The organism is Pseudaeromonas aegiceratis, assembly GCF_046254905.1.
Classification (GTDB): domain Bacteria; phylum Pseudomonadota; class Gammaproteobacteria; order Enterobacterales; family Aeromonadaceae; genus Pseudaeromonas; species Pseudaeromonas aegiceratis.
In genome coordinates this window covers 1,501,810-1,520,227 of sequence record NZ_CP158016.1, presented here as the reverse complement: position 1 = coordinate 1,520,227, position 18,418 = coordinate 1,501,810, and the positions used below count along the sequence as shown (strand labels likewise).

Sequence of the window (18,418 nt, the reverse complement as noted above, 5' to 3'; positions counted from 1 at the left end):
ACATCCCCCGGGGCCTGAAAACGGCACCCCTTTCAGTCGTCGAGAGAATGGCCATGTTCTGGTTAAAAAAGGTGCTGGGCAATCTGCTGATGCCGCTGCCGCTGCTGTTGACCCTGTTGTTGCTGGGCCTGTTGCTGCTGTGGTTCAGCCGCAGACAGCGCCTGGGCAAGACCCTGATCACCCTGGGCGTACTTCTGCTGTGCCTGCTCTCCCTGCGGCCCGTCAGCCTGGCCCTGCTGCGGCCCCTGGAGCAGCAGTACCCGGCCTACACCGGCCAGGGCCGGCTCGATTACATACTGGTGTTGGGCCATGGCCAGGTGAGCGATCCGACGGTGCCCGCCTGGAGCTATGGCAGCGAGGACAGCAACGCCCGTGTGGCCGAAGCCCTCCGCCTAAAAACGTTGCACCCCGAGGCCACCCTGGTGTTCTCCGGCAATACCCAGGACGATCCCCTCTCCTGCGCCGGTTACTACGCCCAGCGGGCCGAGGCTGCCGGCATCCCCCGGGCGCAGATGATACTGTTCGAGGATGCGTTCGATACCCAGGACGAGATCCAGCATTACGCTCGCCTGGTGCAGGATGGTAAGACGGCTGCCCTGGTGACCTCTGCCTATCATATGCCCAGAGCCATGGCCATGGCCCGGGGTGCCGGCTTCAGTCCCACCGCCGCCCCCACCGATTTCAAGGCCAAGCTGGCCCAGCGTCCCCTGCCCTTCTATTCACAACTGCCCAGCAGCCGCTGGCTCTACCACAGCACCCTGGGGGTCCATGAACGGCTCGGCCTGCTGTGGACCCGCCTGCGGGGACAGTCGAAAGATTGAGCAGATGCCTGGGCAAACACTGACTTGGATCAGTAAAAAACCAAAAAAAATTCGAAGCGCCAAAGGCCTTCGACTACCCGGGGCCAGACTTCGCTCTTATAATGGCCCGCAGCTAATACCATCTGGAGGATGAAAGAATGAGACAACCATTGGTCATGGGTAACTGGAAGTTGAACGGCACCAAAGCCTCTGTTGAAGCCCTGGTTAAGGCGCTGATCGAGCCGGCAGCCAAGGCAGAAGGCGTTGAAGTGGCCGTTTGCCCGCCGGTGATCTTCCTGGGCCTGGTCGAGAAGCTGGCTGAAGGCAGCCGTATCCAATACGGTGCCCAAAACGCCGACGTTCACACCTCTGGTGCCTTCACCGGTGAAAACTCTCCGGTCATGCTGAAGGAATTCGGCTGCAAGTACGCCCTGGTGGGTCACTCCGAGCGCCGCACCCTGCACGCCGAAACCGACGCCGTGGTAGCCGCCAAGTACGAAGCCATTCAGGCTGCCGACCTGGTGCCGGTACTGTGCATCGGTGAAACTCTGGCTCAATTCGAAGCCGGTACCACCAATCAGGTGGTTGAAGAACAGCTGAAGGCCGTTATCGACCGTTGCGGTATCGCCTCCTTCGCCAAGGCCGTGGTTGCCTACGAACCCGTATGGGCCATCGGTACCGGCAAGACCGCCACCCCGGAAATCGCCCAGGCCGTTCACGCCCACATCCGTGGCTACCTGGCCGGCTTTGACGCCGACGTGGCTGCCAAGGTGCAGATCCTGTACGGCGGTTCCGTGACCGGTGCCTCCGCTGCCAATCTGTTTGGTCAGCCGGACATCGACGGCGGCCTGGTAGGCGGCGCCTCCCTGAAGCCGGATGATTTTGCTCAAATCATCGCTGGCGCCAAGCAGTAATCGCAAGACCAAGGGTGCCTTTCGGCACCCTTGCCTTAACCACGCTGACCGTCGCCACTGGATCCTGCCGGGACAAGGGCAGCGCATTATAACAAGCAGCCAGATCCTGCCACTCAGGGCTAGACTGCAAACGACATCCAGCGTGAACCGACGGCCTCGCGCCGACTTTTTTTAACGTTCTGACGACTTATAGAGGCACACTATGATCAAGAAAATTGGCGTCCTGACCAGCGGCGGCGACTCACCGGGCATGAATGCGGCCATCCGTGCCGTTGTCCGCGCCGCACTGTCCAAGGGCATCGAAGTTTACGGTGTTCGGGACGGTTACCTGGGTCTGCACCAGGATCGGATCGAAAAGCTCGAGCGCCATAGCGTATCCGACGTGATCAACCGCGGTGGTACCTTCCTCGGCTCTGCCCGCTTCCCCGCCTTCAAGGAAGAATCCGTCCGCCGCGAAGCCATCGAAAACCTGAAGAAGCACGGCATCGACGCCCTGGTGGTGATCGGTGGCGACGGCTCCTACATGGGCGCCAAGAAGCTGACCGAGATGGGTTACCCCTGCATCGGCCTGCCGGGCACCATAGATAACGACATCGCCGGTACCTCCTTCACCATCGGCTTTGACACCGCCCTGAACGTGGTGATGGAAGCCATCGACCGTCTGCGTGACACCTCCACCTCCCACAAGCGGATCTCCATCGTGGAAGTCATGGGCCGTCACTGTGGCGACCTGGCCATGCACGCCGCCGTCGCCGGCGGTGCCGAGTTCGTGGTGGTGCCGGAGAAGGGCTTCAACAAGGCCGAACTCATCGCCCAGATCGACAACGGCATTGCCAAGGGCAAGCGCCACGCCATGGTCACCATCTGCGAACACGTCACCGACGTGAACGCCCTGGCCAAGGAAATCGAAGCCCACACCGGTCTGGAAACCCGTGCCACCATTCTGGGTCACATCCAGCGTGGCGGTAGCCCCACAGCGCGGGACCGCATCCTGGCCAGCCGCATGGGCGCCTACGCCGTCGAGCTGCTGCTGGATGGTCACGGTGGTCGCTGCGTCGGCATCATGAAGAACCAGCTGGTGCACCACGACATCATCGACTGCATCGAGAACATGAAGCGTCCGTTCGACGAAGAGATGTTCACGCTGAGCGACACCCTGTTCTAAGACAGGCGTATCAAGCAGATGACAACCGACGGGAGGCCAAGGCCTCCCGTTTTCTTTATCGCTGTCATTCGCCGGCCAGGCTCTGCCACCAGTCAAGCAGCTGGGCCTCGACCCAGCCTGGCTCCTCCAGGGGCAGATCGTGGCCGGCGCTCTCATGCAGGCGCAGCGGCAGTTGCCAGGCCCGGGCCAGGGCCGCGCTGCAGCGCCAGTCCACCAGGCGATCTGCCCGGGCGGCCAGCAGCAGCGTGGGACAGGCCGGCGCCCGGCGCTGATGATAGCGGGCCGCACACAGCAGCTGTCGCAGCAGGTTGCGCCGTCCGGTGGCCGCCGTGGCGGCCCAATGCCGCCAATCGGGCAGATATCGCTCACGCACTTGGGGGCGGTTGACGGTCAGGACCAGTATGCCGGCCTCCCGGGCCACAAGGCCCCGCCACAGCAGGCTCAGCCACAGGGGCAGGCTGGCAAGCCGCAATCGGCGATACCAGGGGCAAACCCCCGCCAGACTGCTGTTGATCAGCACCAGGGAGCGGACCTCGGCCGGATGGCAGTCTGCCCAGGCCAGGGCCGCCATGCCCCCCAGGGACAGGCCCAGCAGATCCACGGCGCGACCGGCGGGCACCCCCAGCGCCCTTAGCTGGCGGCGCAGCACCGCCACCACCCCCGGCATGGCCAGGGGCGAGGTCTGCGCCACCAGAGCGCCATTGCCCGGCAGATCCAGGCACACCACGGGGCGCCCGGTGAGTTGGGCCAACCGCCCGGGCCAATCGCCCCAGTGGCGGCTGTCCCGCAGCAGGCCCCGCAACAGCACCAGGGGCACGGTATCCGCCGCCTCACCGGCCACTTGCATCCCCTCGCCAACGGTTGGCGAGCAGGGCCCACAGCCCCCAGGCCAGGTTGCGCCAGTGCAGGGGGATCAGGGTCAGCAGGCCTAGGCCCCGGGCATAGTCAGGATTGAGCGCCAGGAAGCGGCGCACCGCCGGATGAGGGCACGCGGCCCAGAAATCGCGGTCGGCCTGGCTGTCCTGCACCACCCAGCCGCTGTCCAACACCAGGGGGCGGGCCACATCCGGCCGCACCAGGGCAAAATAGTCCACCAGTTGCTCCCGCAGTTCCGCCAAGTCAGAAGGGATCGCCGGGCCGGGTCCGGGATAGATGGCCCGGCTACAGTCCCAGGCCAGGCGATAGCTGGAGGGGTGGACATAGACACTCAGGTAGAGGAGCCGGCGGCCGGGGTGGCGGAGCTTGTAGCGCACCGCCTCCGCCCACAGGAGCCGCGGCGTCAGATGGTGGCGCCGATAGGGGCGCAGCAGCCCCGCCTCGGCGCGCAGCACGGCGATGGCCTCCCCCTGCCGGCTGCGGGTCTCGAACAGATGCACCCCCTGATACCCCACCAGGGTCCGGTCGGCGTAAAACAGCCGCAGCCGGTTACGGCTGGCCTGATCGCGAAACAGGTAGCTGGCCAGCTGAACCCGGGCCGTCTCACCGAAGATAGCCGCCTGCAGCGGCGCCAGGGTCTGCAGCCACTCCTGGCGCTTCTCCTCATCCATGGCGTCCAGATCCAGGGTCCGCCAGCGAATCTCGCTCATCGTGATGACGCTCCTTGCCCCACCAGTGATGGGCTAAGCATAGGAAGCGACAAGCTGAACCGCGTGTGAACCAGGACGGATTTACCGGCCCCGGCCGATTGCCAGGCCGGCCTGGCTTGTCTATAAGATGGCCACACCCTCAGGAGACCACCATGACCCCCCTTCAACTGACGCTGCAACTCACCGGCATGACGGTGCTGGCCCTGCTGCCCATGGTCAACCCCCCCACCACCGCCACCCTGCTGCTGGGGCTGAGCAAGGGCATGTCCCGGGAGCAGCTCAGGCGCACGGTGAACCAGACCACCCTCTACCTGTTCTGCACCCTCAGCCTGACCCTGTTTGTCGGCTCCGGGATCCTGGAGGTGTTTGGTATCTCCATGCCGGGGCTGCGGCTGGCCGGCGGCATGGTGATCGGCTTCATCGGCTTTCGCATGCTGTTTCCCCAGCCAGGCCACGGCGTGGCCGAGCCCGAGGGGCAGAACATCGCCTTCGTGCCCCTGACCATGCCCAGCCTCTGCGGGCCCGGCACCATGGCGGTGATCATCAGCGGCGCGGCCCAGATCGCCGATGCGCCGGACGAGGTCCCCCGCTGGCCCCTCTACCTGGGGGTGCTGCTGGGGTTTGCCCTCATCAGCCTCATCAGCTGGGGCACGCTGCGGCTAGCGGGGCCGGTCTGCCGCCTGCTGGGACAAAGCGGCATCGATGCCATGACCCGCATCATGGGCTTCCTGCTCATCTGCATGGGGGTGCAGTTTGGCATCAATGGGGTCATGGAGCTGGCCCAGGACCCCGCCTTTGCCGGTTGACCCTGGCGCCGGCAGCGCCCGTCGGCGCCGCAGCGGCAGCTGGCTCAGCACCACCCCCACCAGCACCAGGCCCGAGGCCATCAGCTGGATATGATTGAGGGTCTCCCCCAGCAGCAGGTAGGCAAACAGCAGGGTAAACACGGGAATGAGGTTGATATAGGCGTTGGCAATGGTCACCGGCATCTTGGTGATGGCCCAGTTGAACAGCAGATAGGCCCCCAAAGTGATACAGGTGCCCAGGTAGAAGATGATCCCCAGCTCCATGGCGCCGGTCTGCTGGGGCCAGGGTTCGGACAGGGCCAGGGGCAGGAAGAACAGGGTGCCGATGAAGGCCTGGATCGAGGTCAGAGTCAAGGGGCTGTAGCGACTGGACATCTTTTTTAGCACCACAGAGTAGACAGCGGCACAGAGCATGGCACCGAACTCCAGCAGGTTGCCCAGCAGCGGATTGCTGGCGTTCTCGCTCTGGGTGCCGGACAGGCTCAACACGGTCACCCCGGCCATGGCCAGCAAGAAGCCCAGCCACTGCCGGGCGCTCACCCGCTCCCCCAGGGTGAAATAGGCCACCAGCGACACCAGCACCGGCAGGGTGGAGGTGATCATCCCCGCCTGCCCGGCGGTGGTGAAGCGCAGGGCGTTGGCCTCCAGCAGAAAGTAGAAGCAGGGTTCCGCCAGGCTCATTAGCAGCAGCCAGCGCCAGTCGCCGGCCCGATAGCGAAACTTGCCCAACCCCTTGTACATCAAGAGGAAGCAGCAGCTGGCCACCAGCATACGGCAGAAGATCACCTGCCCCGGTCCCCAGAGGGCCAGGATGTGTTTGAGGGCGATGAAGGCGCTGGCCCACAGGGACATGGCCAGGGTGAGGGACGCCAGGGGAAGCAATTGCACGTTACGACTCCAGCAATAATACAGCGGTTTGCCAGTGTACTGGTTGGATCCCCTGGTCGGTAGGGGACAGCGCCGATATTTCTTCTGGCCAGTCCCGGGGGCCGCCCGGTAGAAGACACGCGGTTTTTGGGTTGTTATGGCGCGGGCAAGCACCGATAATAAGGACCGTTTTTCCCGGCTATGCGTTGTTAATGACAGACTATCTGCTGCTACTGATCAGCACCGTGTTGGTAAACAACTTCGTGCTGGTCAAGTTCCTGGGCCTGTGTCCCTTCATGGGGGTCTCCCGTAAGCTGGAGCCCGCCGCCGGCATGGGCCTGGCCACCGCCTTCGTGCTGACCCTGACCGCCATGCTCACCTATTTGGTGGAGCATTGGCTGCTGGCGCCCCTGGGGCTGGGCTACCTGCGGATCATGGCCTTCATCCTGGTGATCGCCGTGGTGGTGCAGTTCACCGAGATGGTGGTGCACAAGACGAGTCCCGCCCTCTACCGCCTGCTGGGCATCTACCTGCCCCTCATCACCACCAACTGCATAGTGCTGGGCTTGTCGCTGCTCAACGTCAGCTCGGGCCATGATTTTCTGGCCAGCCTGATCTACGGCCTGGGGGCCGGCCTGGGCTTTTGCTTGGTGCTGGTGCTGTTTGCCAGCCTGCGGGAGCGGTTGGCGTCGGCGGACGTGCCCCTGCCGTTTCGCGGCATCGCCATCGCCATGATTACCGCCGGCCTGATGTCGCTGGCCTTCATGGGCTTTACCGGACTCATCAAACCCTGACCATGAGCCATTTCCTAGTCGTCATACTGCTGTTCGCCCTGCTGGCCCTGGTGTTTGGCCTGATCCTGGGCTATGCCGCCATCCGCTTCAAGGTGGAGGCCGACCCCATAGTCGATCAGATCGACGCCCTGCTGCCCCAGACCCAGTGTGGCCAGTGTGGCTATCCCGGCTGCCGCCCCTATGCCGAGGCCGTGGCGAATGGGGATGCCATCAACAAGTGCGTGCCCGGCGGCGAACCCACCATCAACAAGATCGCCGATCTGCTGGGGGTCGAGCCTCCCAAGGGTGAGGGTCCGGTGGAGGCGCCGGTGAAGAAGGTGGCCTTCATCCACGAGGACCGCTGCATCGGCTGCACCAAGTGCATCCAGGCCTGTCCGGTGGACGCCATCGTGGGGGCCCCCAAGCTGATGCACACCATACTGCGGCAGGAGTGTACCGGCTGCGATCTTTGCGTGGACCCCTGCCCCACCAACTGTATCGAGATGATTGCATTGCCCGAGACCCCGGACACCTGGCAATGGGAGCTGGATAGGATCCCGGTGAAGGTAGTAAACAGCCATGAATAGCCTGCTCGAACAGATCCGCCAGGGTAAGCTGTGGGACTTCCACGGCGGCATTCACCCCCAGGAGCACAAGCAGCTCTCCAGCCGGTCGGCCCTGCAGGATGCCGGCCTGCCACCCCTGCTGGTGCTGCCCCTGAAGCAACACATAGGCTCCGCCGCCGAGCTGTGCGTGCAGGTGGGGGATCGGGTGCTCACCGGCCAGCCCCTCACCGCCCCCAGCTCCCCCATGCAGGTGCCCATCCACGCCAGCAGCTCGGGCACTGTGGTGGCCATTGAAGAGCATACCGTCGCCCACCCGTCGGGCCTCAGCGAACCCTGCATAGTGATCGAGACCGATGGTCAGGACACCTGGCGCCCCCGGGAGCCCTGGCCCGATTATGCGGCGCGTGACCCGGACGCCCTGCTGGCGCGCATCCACGACGCCGGCATCGCCGGCTTAGGCGGAGCCGGTTTTCCCACCGACATCAAGCTCAAGGGCGCCCAGGCCTTTGCCCGGCACGAGCCCCTGCCGCTGCTCATCGTCAACGGCTGCGAGTGCGAACCCTATATCACAGCCGACGATCGCCTGATGCGGGACGAGGCGGCGGCCATCGTCGATGGGATCACCCTGCTGCAGCAGATCTTGAAGCCCCAGCTGACCCTGATCGCCATCGAGGACAACAAGCCCGAAGCCATCGCCGCCATCAAGGCCCAGGTGAAAAACGCCCACACCCTGGTGAAGGTGCTGCCCACCAAGTACCCCTCCGGCGGCGAGCGGCAGCTCATCGAGATACTCACCGGACGCCAGGTGCCCAGCGGCAAGCCCCCCATCGAGATGGGGATACTGGTGCAGAACGTCGGCACCCTGTACGCCATCCGCCAGGCGGTGGTGGAAGATGAACCCCTGATCCGCCGGGTGGTGACCCTGACCGGCGACCGCCTGGCCCAGCCGGGCAACGCCTGGGTACGCATCGGCACCTCGGTGCGCTGGCTGATGCAGCGCTTCGGCCTGGATCCCGAACCCGGCCAGCGGGTGATCATGGGCGGCCCCATGATGGGCTTCACCCTGCCCCATGCGGATGTCCCCCTGGTGAAGACCAGCAACTGTCTGCTGGCCCCCAGCCAGTCCAGCCTGCCAAGCCGGGACGAGGAGATGAACTGCATCCGCTGCGGCCAGTGTGCCGACGCCTGCCCCGCCAGTCTGTTGCCCCAGCAGCTGTACTGGTACAGCAAGTCCGGCGAGCTGGACACCGCCGAGCAGTACCGGCTGTTTGACTGCATCGAATGCGGCGCCTGTGCCTGGGTCTGCCCCAGCAACATTCCATTGGTGCAGTATTACCGCCAGGCCAAGTCCCAGCTGCGCGCCCAGCGCCAGGAACAGGCCCAGGCCGAGCGGGCCAAGCAGCGCTTCGCCGACAAGCAGCAGCGCCTGGAAGAGGAGCGGCTGGAGCGGGAACGCCGGATGCAGGCGGCCAACGAGGCCCGCCGCGCCCAGATGAAAGACGCCGGTGGCGACGATCCTGTGGCGGCGGCCCTGGCCCGTATCAAGGCCAGGCAGGCCGGCCAGGCGGCCCCGGTTGCCGCCGAGGATCCCATTGCCGCCGCCGTGGCCCGGGCCAAGGCCAAGAAGGCCGCGCTGGCGGCCGAGGCGGCCAGCCACTCCCAAACCGCCCCTGCCGAGCCGACGGCTGACGCCCCCGCCGCCGATCCCAGGCAAGCCGCGGTGGCCGCCGCCATCGCCCGGGCCAAGGCCAAGAAGGCGGCTCAGCACACAGGCGCCGATACCACTGAGCCGACCCCGACTGCCGAAGCGGACAAGGCGTCAAGCACCTCGGTGACGGACGAACCGGCCGCCGATCCCCGGCAGGCCGCGGTGGCCGCCGCCATCGCCCGGGCCAAGGCCAAGAAGGCGGCCCGGGAAGCGGGCGCCGATACCCCAGAGGCCACGCCGGCTGCCGAAGCGGACAGCGCGTCTACTACCTCGGCAACGGACGAACCGGCCGCCGATCCCCGCCAGGCCGCGGTGGCCGCCGCCATCGCCCGGGCCAAGGCCAAGAAGGCGGCTCGGGAGGCGGGCACCGATACCCTGGAGGCCACGCCGGCTGCCGTCACCGACAGCGCTCCGGCTGCCCCGCAGCCCGATGCCCTCACCGAAGAACCGGCCGCCGATCCCCGGCAGGCCGCGGTGGCCGCCGCCATCGCCCGGGCCAAGGCCAAGAAGGCGGCTCGGGACGCCGCCGCAGACAACAGTGCCCCCCAGGTACCGCCCTCATCCAAGGAGTCCGACTGATATGGCTTTTACGCTTGCCATCTCACCCCATAGCCACAGTCAGCAGACCACGGGCCACCTGATGCGTCTGGTGCTGTTGGCCCTGCTGCCGGGGCTCATCACCCAGTGGTTCCTGTTTGGCTGGGGGGTGATCTTCCAGCTGCTGCTGTGTGGCGTGACGGCCCTGGCGACCGAGGCCCTGGTGCTCACCCTGCGTCAGCGTCCCCTGACGCCGCTGTTTGATAGCAGCGCCCTGCTCACCGCCAGCCTGTTGGCGGTGGCCCTGCCGCCCCTGGCCCCCTGGTATGTGGCGGTGATCGGCAGCGCCTTTGCCATCCTGGTGGCCAAGCAGCTGTACGGCGGTCTGGGGCAGAACCCCTTCAACCCGGCCATGGTGGCCTATGTGCTGCTGCTGGTCTCCTTCCCCGGCGACATGACCGGCTGGCTGCCCGCCCCGGGCCTGGGTGAGTTTTCCGTGAACCTGCCCGATGCCGCCAACGCCATCTTCACCGGCTTCACCCTGGACGGCTACAGCGTGCATCAGCTGAAGATGGCGGCAGATGGCACCACCATGGCCACCCCGCTGGACACGCTTAAGACCGGGCTCAAACAGGGGCATGCCCTGGCGGACATCCAGGCCGGCCCCACCTTCAGCCACTGGGCCGGCGCCGGCTGGCAGTGGATCAACCTGGCCTATCTGATGGGCGGCCTGTTCCTGCTGGCCACCCGCACCATCGCCTGGCAGATCCCCGTCGGGCTCTTGCTGGGCCTGGGGGGCGCCGCCAGTCTGGCCTGGGGCCTGGCACCGGAGCACTTTGCCTTGCCGACCCTGGATCTGTTCTCTGGCGCCACCATGCTGGGGGCCTTCTTCATCGCCACGGATCCCGTCACCGCCGCCACCACGGTGCGCGGTCGTCTGCTCTATGGCCTGATCATCGGCCTGCTGGTCTTCCTCATCCGCCACTTTGGCGGCTACCCGGACGGCATGGCCTTCGCCGTGCTGCTGACCAACATAGGCGTGCCCCTGCTGGATAAGCTGACCCGGCCCAAGGTCTATGGGGAGGTGCGCTGATGCTGGCCTCCATGCAACGCAACGGCCTGCGCCTGGCCCTGTTCGCCGTGGCCACCACGGCCCTGGTGAGCGGCGTCCAGTGGCTCACCGCCGAGCCCATCGCTCAGCAGCAGTCGGTTCAGTTGAAGGCCACGTTGGGCCGCATGCTGCCCGAGGATCGCTTCGACAACGATCTGCTGGCCAGCTGCCGGCTGATCACGAGCCCCACGTATCTGGGGGACGACCAGCCCCACGAAATCTACATCGCTAGCCTCAAGGGTAAACCCAGCGCCTACATCATCGGCTCGGTGGCGGCCGAGGGCTATGGCGGCAGCATCCAACTGCTGAGCGCCGTGGATACCCAGGGCCAGCTGTTGCGGGTGGAGGTGCTCAAGCACAACGAGACCCCGGGCCTGGGGGACAAGATAGAGCGGCGCAAGAGCAACTGGCTGGATGGCTTTGCCGGCAAGAAGCTGCAGGGCCGTGACGACCCCCGCTGGGCGGTGGACAAGGACGGTGGAATGTTCGACAGCTTCACCGGCGCCACCATCACCCCCCGCGCCGTGGTCAAGGGCGTGCGCCAGCTGCTGTTGCTGCTTAAGGATGATCCCAAGAGCCTGACCCAGGCTCCCCCCTGCCAGGAGTTGCCATGAGCGAATCACATTCCGCCGAGACCCCGTCTACAGAGTCTATGAGCACCCTGCATCAGGGCTGCGGCGTGCCCGGTCCGCAGCTGATCAACCCGGCCTACAAGGAGATCGCCTTGCAGGGGCTGTGGAAGAACAACCCTGCCCTGGTGCAGATCCTGGGCCTGTGCCCCGTGCTGGCGGTGACCAGCACAGCGGTCAACGCCCTGGGGCTAGGGCTGGCCACCACGCTGGTGCTGGTGCTTTCCAACCTGGCGGTCTCTCTGGTGCGCCAATGGGTGCCCAACGAGATACGCATTCCGGTGTTCGTCATGATCATCGCCGCCTTCGTCACCTGTGTGCAGCTGTTGATGAACGCCTACCTGTTCGGCCTCTATCAGGCCCTGGGCATCTTCATCGCCCTCATCGTCACCAACTGCATCATCATAGGCCGGGCCGAGGCCTTCGCCAGCCGCAACCCGCCGCTGCTGAGCGCCTTCGACGGCCTGATGATGGGGGTGGGCTTCACCTGCGTTCTCTTGGTGCTGGGGGGGATCCGCGAGGTGCTGGGTCAGGGCACCCTGTTTGACGGCGCCGATCAGCTGCTGGGCCCCTGGGCCGCCAGCCTGCGCCTCGAGATCTACCACACGGACGCCGGCTTCCTGCTGGCGATCCTGCCGCCGGGCGCCTTCTTGACCCTGGGCTTTCTCATCGCCACCAAGAACGCCATCGACGCCCGGCTGCGCAAGCCGGCCCAGGCCAAGGTGGCGATCACCCGCGCCCGGGTGACCCAGCTCTAAGGAGTACCATGAACAAGGACAAGCGCCGCCAGATCCTGGAGCGATTGCGGGAGGCCAACCCCCACCCCACCACGGAACTCAACTACAGCAGCCCGTTCGAGCTGCTGATTGCCGTCATCCTCTCCGCCCAGGCCACCGACGTGGGGGTCAACAAGGCCACAGATAAACTATTTGTGATCGCCAACACCCCCGCTGCCATCCTGGACCTCGGATTGGCGGGGTTGAAGCAGTACATCAAGACCATCGGCCTGTACAATGCCAAGGCTGAAAACATTCTCAAGACCTGCGCCATCCTGCTGGAACAGCATGGCGGCGAGGTGCCGGAGAGCCGGGAGGCCCTGGAGGCCCTGCCCGGGGTGGGCCGCAAGACCGCCAACGTGGTGCTCAACACCGCCTTCGGCTGGCCCACCATCGCCGTGGACACCCATATCTTCCGGGTCTCCAACCGCACCGGGTTCGCCCCGGGCAAGAATGTCAATCAGGTGGAAGAGAAGCTGCTGAAGGTGGTACCGGCAGAGTTCAAGCAGGATGTCCATCACTGGCTGATCCTGCATGGCCGCTACACCTGCCTGGCCCGCAAGCCCCGCTGCGGCTCCTGTCTCATCGAAGATTTGTGCGAATTCAAAACAAAAACAGAACCGGAGGGATAAACCGATGCGTATTCTTCATACCATGCTGCGGGTGGGCGACCTGGATCGCGCCATTGATTTCTACACCCGGATCCTCGGCATGAAACTGCTGCGCAAGAGCGAAAACACCGAGTACAAGTACACCCTGGCCTTCGTCGGCTACGGCGACGAAAAGGACGAGGCAGTGATCGAGCTGACCTACAACTGGGGGGTCAGCGAATACGAGATGGGCGGCGCCTTCGGCCACATCGCCATCGAGGCGGCCGACATCTACGCCACCTGTGCGGCCATCCGCGCCGCCGGCGGCACCATCACCCGGGAGCCGGGGCCGGTGAAGGGCGGCACCACGGAGATCGCCTTTGTGCAGGACCCGGACGGCTACAAGATTGAGCTGATCAATCAGAAGCACACCGGCGCCGGCCTGGCCGGCTGAGCGCCCCAGCGCCAATAAAAAAGCCGGACATAGTGTCCGGCTTTTTTTATCGACCGCTTTGCCAAAAGCCCCCTAGATGGGCGGCAGGAATTTCTCCATGGAGATCACCACCCGGCGGTTGGTCTGCCGCCCCACCTCGGTCTCGTTGCTGGCGATGTGCTGCTTCTCGCCGTGGCCCGCCACCTGCAGCCGCTCCGCCGGCACCCCCTGCTGGGTGAAGAAGGCCTTGAGGGACGCCGCCCGCTTGTCGGAGAGCTGCTGATTGGGCCAGCTGCCACCGTAACTGTCGGTGTAGGCATCCAGCAGGATGAGATCTATGGTGGGATCCGCCTTGACGTACTCGGCGATCTGCTCGAGGCGGCGCTGGGAATAGGGGGTGAGGCGATCACTGTTGCTCTCGTAGTTGAGCACGCTGAAGGCGATGTCCTCGAAGGTATAGGGCAGCAGGTTGTTGAGACAGCTCAGGAACGCCTGATAGCGGCTGGGAAAGCCCACCGAGGAGAGGGAGACCCGCACGCTCTGGCCCCTGTGATACCAGTCCTTGAACAAGAAGGAGGGATAGAAGCCGCGCTCCAGATCCGAGAGCATGGTCCAGGCGGCCTGGCCGTCCACCAGACCGTCGAACTGGGCATAGAAGCGGATGGTGCTGATGCCCTGCTCCGCCTGGCCCGGCCGCCACAAGGGGGGAATGGCTCTCAGGGTCACCGACTGCTGGCGCACGTTCTGCCGGTAGGGGGCCAGCTCGAAGTCCATGTTCACCTTCTTGCCGGAGCGGCTGACGAAGGCGCCCTGACCGTAACCCGGGATGGTATGCTCCAGGCGACACTCCAACGGCGTGTCGCTGGCCAGTCGCCACTCGGACTGATCCATGGGGGCGCTATACTCCAGCAGCCCTTCGCCGAAGGCAAAAGGCACCACGCCGGCTAACATGATAGTCATCCACTTGTTCACGGCCCAAACTCCCAGCCCACTGATTACTTCCCCTATCGGCGGACCGGCGAACAACTTTAGGCTTTTTACCTGAACTTTTCCCGGCCTCGGAGCGGCGGCACCAGCAGGGCTCGTTTGAGATCTTAACCGAGTGGCGATAAGGCCGGTTAGTAGCCCTGACGCTTACCAGACAACCCCTCGGTGGCCGCCCAGGCTGAGATCCAGCGGCAGCTTGGTTAACCCCCGCCCCGCCTAATGGCCGGTGGCGGCAAAGGCCGGATGGAAGCTGACGGTGCCCTGCGGCAGCTGTCCGTCAAAGCAGAGGGCGAAGAAATACTCAGGCGGCACGCCCTCATAGACCAGCCCATCCGGGTTGCGAAAGCCTAGTTTTACATAATATTCGCGATGCCCCACCAGGCAGCAGCCTCCCGCCTGCAAGGCGTTGAGTCGCGCCAAACCGGCCTGGATCAGCGCCTGACCTATGCCCTGACGCTGATAGGCCGGCAGCACGGACACAGGCCCCAGCCCGTACCAGTTGGGCGTACCATCCGACAGGGTGACAGGCGAGAAGGCGACATGCCCCACCACGCGGCCATGGATGTGCGCCACCAGCGAGACGCTCAAGGCACCTGCCACCCGCAGCGCCTGGATAATAAACTGCTCGGTATGCTGGCTGATTTCCAGGCTGGCAAAGGCCGCCTCGGTCACGGTCGTGATGGCGTCCCAATCGGCGGGAGTCTCATCGCGGATTAGCAGATCCGGGTGCATTGATTTATTTCCTCAGCTTGGTGACCAACACGGTGAATAAATTATGCGTAGGGGCGATTAGCGCAGCGTAATCGCCCGCACGGAAACCGCAGCGAAGAAGCATCCCGGAGGTTGGTTGTTAGCAATATCGCCTCCCCCCATCAAATCAACCCCTTGTTTACAGGATATTTTAACGGGCGATTACGCAAAGCTAATCGCCCCTACGGGCCAGCTTTCATCAGAAATTTAGATGCTTTCCGCAATGGCCAACGATGATCTTATTCTCTTGAGCCAACCATTCAAAATGGACTCGTAGCGTTTCTGCTAGGCTGTCTTTCACTCCGTGCTTCAAATGTGTTTCCATCAGGAAATCACGCCCCCGATAGCTGAAAGTGCGCCGGCGTTTGCCATCGTTGCTCAAGGCACTGGCTTCATTAGCCGCATAAGAGTTTTGTCCAAACACGGCTTTTGCCTGTTGATCGCTTTTTCCATCAGCAAGCTGCTGCCAATATTCTGTTGCGAGCCTTTGCAATAGATCAAAGGCCTTCGCCCCTTCACGGAACCCGCCTCTATCAGATTCTTTAGCTGAACTCTTTGACGTTTCCAGAAAAATGATCCTGTCCGAATACAGTGTGGCGATCAGATCTACAGTTTGCTGGAGACTGGGGCTCCCTTTGAGAACAGCCGTAACAGTATCACGTAAAGGCGCTAAGACCTCCAAAAGGCCATCACCGCTATCATCATTTGATTGCTGACCACTCAATGCATGTTTCAGGTTGGCGATACCAGCTTGCAGCACGCGAACCTCTTGTTCCTTTTCTTCGAGATTGGAGCGAATGCATGCAAGCTCTTTGTCTTTAGATTGAAGTTCTTGGTCAGCAGACTCCAGCAGAGCAACATATTCCGTTAACTCATCTGATTGATTCCCAGTTTTGACCCTTTCGATCATCTCCACCAACTGGGCGCGGAGTGCAGCCTGTCCAACTTTCTCTGGCGAAATATGCCGCCATGAAAATGGCAAGTTGGTACGATGCGTTATCGTGGATAGGATCTCGGACTCGAGCGACTGGCGGCTATCAAGCAGATCGCTAATCTCTTCAGGGCGCAACAGCACTGTTTCATAAAAGAGTCCTCGATCGCCTTTGCGACCAGGAAAAACAATTTTAAGTGCCCCGCCAAAAGCTATGAAGCGGCGCCCAACAAGCTCTTCTATTGCAAAGGTATCTTCTTCTGCCGGCACGCAAACGACTTCAGCCAAGCCTACCAATATAGAACGCAAGCGCTCTGGAGCGACCGGGTACTGGTTATCGTGATTGCTGCTCATAATCACAATCGGATAACTGCGCTCGTCACGTTCCACCTCACGCAAAAAAGCTGATGCACTTTCCAGCGTAAGTTGCTTGACCTTCAAACCAGGGGTTTGCCCTAGGGGATTGCATGACAGGATGAGCTGCTCAACCAGTTTCGGCCGAGTTACCTGAATCGACGCATTCACCCGTGCGCTTACCTCGTCAGTCCTCAGCAGCAAAGAGCACTCTATTGGCTGCCCTTCAGCCTCCTGATGTAAGCCGATTTCAGTGATCCAACGTCTGCCCGAAATTTTATTATCCCGGTGACTAAGCTGCGCACAAAACCAGAATGGGAAGGTTCTTCCTTTGATGTCAGACGAAGTGGCACGTGAAGTCAATATACTGCCATCCCTGAGTGTCAACTCGCGGATTCCTTCTGCAAGTCGTCTTGAATCGACAAAACTCTTTGCTCGTCTCCCCACCCATTTTGCGATGAGTTGAACGATCTGCTCAGCTCCCTTATTCGGTTCAAAAAGAAAATTATTGGCGTATACAAGCATGGTCAAATTCCTCAAGAGCAAACCCGTACGTTGAGTCAGATAAAATGAAGCCCAACAACGCATACAAACACCGGGAGAACGTTTGGTTTCGAAACTAAGCCTAACCTACGTTAACGCAATCGTTTTGCACCGATATGGCCTCGTTTGGCAAAGATCACGTTTGGGCGGAATTTTGCGCGCTAAACCCCGAGGCGGCCCGCGTCTTGGCACCTGTGCCGGGGTGGGCTTGCAGCACAAGATCTGACATAATGTTGCGTCCTTAGCGTCATGGACGAGTCAAACCCCATAAACAACGCATAAACACACGAAGGAAGGGAGTCTTAGATGCGTAAACGTATCATCCAGATCGATGAGAAACCCGGTTGGCTGGAGAGCATTCCGCTGAGCCTGCAGCACCTGTTCGCCATGTTTGGCGCCTCTGTGCTGGTGCCCATGCTGTTCAAGATCGACGTGGGCACAGTGCTGCTGTTCAACGGCATCGGCACCCTTATCTATCTCTTCCTTTGTCAGGGCAAGGTGCCGGCCTTCCTGGGGTCAAGCTTCGCCTTCCTCTCCCCGGTGTTTGCCGTGATGGCGGCCTATGACTACGAGACGGCCCTGGGCGGCTTCATCGCCTCCGGCCTCATCTTTATCATCACCTCCTTGCTGATCAAGACCTTCGGCTACAAGTGGATCGATGTGGTGTTCCCCACCGCCGCCATGGGCGCCATCGTCGCCATCATAGGTCTGGAGCTGGCCCCGGTGGCCGCCAACATGGCCGGCCTCACCGCCGAGACCCTGGATCCCAAGACGGTGGCCGTGGCCATGATCACCTTCGCCACCGTGGTGTTCGGTTCCGTGCTGTTCCGCGGCTTCCTGGCGGTGATCCCCATCCTCATCGCCATCCTGGTGGGCTATGGCGCAGCCTGGGCCCTGGGCATGGTGGACTTTGCCGCCATCGCCGCCGCCCCGGCCGTCAAGATGCCCACCTTCTATCATCCCAAGTTCGAGCTGGCCGCCATCATCACCATACTGCCCGCCGCCTTCGTGGTGATCGCCGAGCACATCGGCCACTTCATCGTCACCGAGAAGATAGTCGAGCGGGACCTGCGCAAGGACCCGGGCATGCACAGATCCATGATGGGGGATGGTGTCTCCACCACCCTGTCCGGCTTCTTCGGCTCAGTGCCCACCACCACCTATGGTGAAAACATCGGCGTGCTGGCCATCACCCGGGTCTACAGCGTCTGGGTCATCGGCGGCGCCGCCGTCTTCTCCATCCTGCTGGCCTTCTTCGGTCAGTTCACCGCCGTGGTGCACTCCATCCCGGTGCCCGTGATGGGCGGCGTCTCCTTGCTGCTGTTCGGCGTGATCGCCGCCTCCGGTATCCGTATGCTGGTGGAGTCCAAGGTGGACTACAGCAAGCCGCGCAACCTGATCCTCACCTCCATCGTGCTGATCGTCGGCCTGTCCGGCGCCCACCTGGAGATGGGCTCAGTGTCCTTGAAGGGCATGGCCCTGGCCACCATTTTGTCCATCGCCGTCAGCCTGCTGTTCGAATTGTTCGACCGCCTGGGCTGGATGAACCGTCAAGACATCATGGAGCCCTGAGGGGCTCCCTAATAACCGAA

Annotated in this window: 18 protein-coding genes and 1 pseudogene; 13 read left to right on the top strand and 6 right to left on the bottom strand. The window is 63.1% G+C overall.

Features of this window, described 5'->3' with window-relative positions; genetic code table 11:
* The first annotated feature begins 53 nt into the window (after positions 1–53).
* The 3 genes from elyC to pfkA all read left to right on the top strand — a co-directional run bounded on the left by elyC (position 54) and on the right by pfkA (position 2,879).
* Entirely contained in the window at positions 54–821 is a 768-nt protein-coding gene (gene elyC, locus ABHF91_RS07220; RefSeq protein ID WP_409422778.1) for an envelope biogenesis factor ElyC, read from the top strand.
* A 137-nt stretch (positions 822–958) separates the two neighbouring features.
* Positions 959–1,714, top strand: coding sequence for a triose-phosphate isomerase (gene tpiA / locus ABHF91_RS07215; RefSeq protein WP_409422777.1), 756 nt, complete (start codon positions 959–961; stop codon positions 1,712–1,714).
* A gap of 202 nt (positions 1,715–1,916) precedes the next feature.
* Positions 1,917–2,879 (top strand): 6-phosphofructokinase, encoded by a 963-nt coding sequence (gene pfkA, locus ABHF91_RS07210; RefSeq protein WP_409422776.1) that lies wholly within the window; start codon positions 1,917–1,919, stop codon positions 2,877–2,879.
* Between the two features lie 64 nt (positions 2,880–2,943).
* Here the strand turns inward: pfkA and ABHF91_RS07205 are convergent, their stop codons facing one another.
* Both ABHF91_RS07205 and ABHF91_RS07200 read right to left on the bottom strand, forming a co-directional pair.
* Positions 2,944–3,726: an alpha/beta fold hydrolase gene (locus ABHF91_RS07205; protein ID WP_409422775.1), complete on the bottom strand. Its 783-nt coding sequence runs from the start codon at positions 3,724–3,726 to the stop codon at positions 2,944–2,946.
* The gene (locus ABHF91_RS07200) at positions 3,710–4,465 is read right to left on the bottom strand and encodes a hypothetical protein (protein ID WP_409422774.1); all 756 of its coding nucleotides are present in this window, start codon (positions 4,463–4,465) and stop codon (positions 3,710–3,712) included. The genes ABHF91_RS07205 and ABHF91_RS07200 overlap by 17 nt, the downstream gene beginning before the upstream one ends.
* A 152-nt stretch (positions 4,466–4,617) precedes the next feature.
* Here ABHF91_RS07200 and ABHF91_RS07195 point away from each other — a divergent pair, with 152 nt between their 5' ends.
* Positions 4,618–5,271, top strand: a complete 654-nt coding sequence (locus ABHF91_RS07195) for a MarC family NAAT transporter (protein WP_409422773.1) — start codon at positions 4,618–4,620, stop codon at positions 5,269–5,271.
* Positions 5,272–5,328: 57 nt separating this feature from the next.
* On the opposite strand, the pseudogene ABHF91_RS07190 reads toward ABHF91_RS07195, so the two are convergent.
* Positions 5,329–6,123 (bottom strand): annotated as a pseudogene (locus ABHF91_RS07190) (DMT family transporter); the annotation flags it as partial.
* Between the two features lie 227 nt (positions 6,124–6,350).
* On the opposite strand from ABHF91_RS07190, the gene rsxA reads away from it, so the two are divergent.
* Genes rsxA through gloA form a run of 8 tightly spaced genes read left to right on the top strand, consistent with a single transcriptional unit; the run spans position 6,351 to position 13,282 of the window.
* Entirely contained in the window at positions 6,351–6,932 is a 582-nt protein-coding gene (rsxA, locus tag ABHF91_RS07185) for an electron transport complex subunit RsxA (protein ID WP_409422772.1), read from the top strand.
* A 2-nt stretch (positions 6,933–6,934) separates the two neighbouring features.
* Positions 6,935–7,498, top strand: coding sequence for an electron transport complex subunit RsxB (gene rsxB, locus ABHF91_RS07180; RefSeq protein WP_409422771.1), 564 nt, complete (start codon positions 6,935–6,937; stop codon positions 7,496–7,498).
* The gene (rsxC, locus tag ABHF91_RS07175; RefSeq protein WP_409422770.1) at positions 7,491–9,764 is read left to right on the top strand and encodes an electron transport complex subunit RsxC; all 2,274 of its coding nucleotides are present in this window, start codon (positions 7,491–7,493) and stop codon (positions 9,762–9,764) included. The genes rsxB and rsxC overlap by 8 nt, the downstream gene beginning before the upstream one ends.
* A gap of 1 nt (position 9,765) precedes the next feature.
* Positions 9,766–10,815: an electron transport complex subunit RsxD gene (gene rsxD / locus ABHF91_RS07170; RefSeq protein WP_409422769.1), complete on the top strand. Its 1,050-nt coding sequence runs from the start codon at positions 9,766–9,768 to the stop codon at positions 10,813–10,815.
* Positions 10,815–11,447: an electron transport complex subunit RsxG gene (gene rsxG, locus ABHF91_RS07165; protein ID WP_409422768.1), complete on the top strand. Its 633-nt coding sequence runs from the start codon at positions 10,815–10,817 to the stop codon at positions 11,445–11,447. The genes rsxD and rsxG overlap by 1 nt, the downstream gene beginning before the upstream one ends.
* A 38-nt stretch (positions 11,448–11,485) precedes the next feature.
* Positions 11,486–12,220 carry an electron transport complex subunit E gene (locus tag ABHF91_RS07160; protein ID WP_409423094.1) on the top strand — a complete coding sequence of 245 codons (735 nt, stop codon included), beginning with the start codon at positions 11,486–11,488 and terminating at the stop codon, positions 12,218–12,220.
* An 8-nt stretch (positions 12,221–12,228) separates the two neighbouring features.
* Positions 12,229–12,870: an endonuclease III gene (gene nth / locus ABHF91_RS07155; RefSeq protein ID WP_409422767.1), complete on the top strand. Its 642-nt coding sequence runs from the start codon at positions 12,229–12,231 to the stop codon at positions 12,868–12,870.
* A 4-nt stretch (positions 12,871–12,874) separates the two neighbouring features.
* On the top strand, positions 12,875–13,282 hold the full coding sequence (gene gloA / locus ABHF91_RS07150; protein WP_409422766.1) for a lactoylglutathione lyase: 408 nt from the start codon (positions 12,875–12,877) through the stop codon (positions 13,280–13,282).
* Positions 13,283–13,354: 72 nt separating this feature from the next.
* Here the strand turns inward: gloA and ABHF91_RS07145 are convergent, their stop codons facing one another.
* The 3 genes from ABHF91_RS07145 to ABHF91_RS07135 form a co-directional block, all read right to left on the bottom strand.
* A complete protein-coding gene (locus tag ABHF91_RS07145; protein WP_409422765.1) occupies positions 13,355–14,233 on the bottom strand; it encodes a flagellar protein MotY in 879 nt (292 codons plus the stop codon).
* Between the two features lie 231 nt (positions 14,234–14,464).
* On the bottom strand, positions 14,465–14,980 hold the full coding sequence (locus tag ABHF91_RS07140; protein WP_409422764.1) for a GNAT family N-acetyltransferase: 516 nt from the start codon (positions 14,978–14,980) through the stop codon (positions 14,465–14,467).
* 217 nt (positions 14,981–15,197) lie between these two features.
* Positions 15,198–16,808: a hypothetical protein gene (locus ABHF91_RS07135; RefSeq protein WP_409422763.1), complete on the bottom strand. Its 1,611-nt coding sequence runs from the start codon at positions 16,806–16,808 to the stop codon at positions 15,198–15,200.
* 324 nt (positions 16,809–17,132) lie between these two features.
* Between ABHF91_RS07135 and uraA the strand changes: the two genes are divergently transcribed.
* Complete coding sequence (uraA, locus tag ABHF91_RS07130) at positions 17,133–18,398, top strand: uracil permease (RefSeq protein WP_409422762.1); 1,266 nt, start codon at positions 17,133–17,135, stop codon at positions 18,396–18,398.
* Positions 18,399–18,418: the final 20 nt, after the last annotated feature.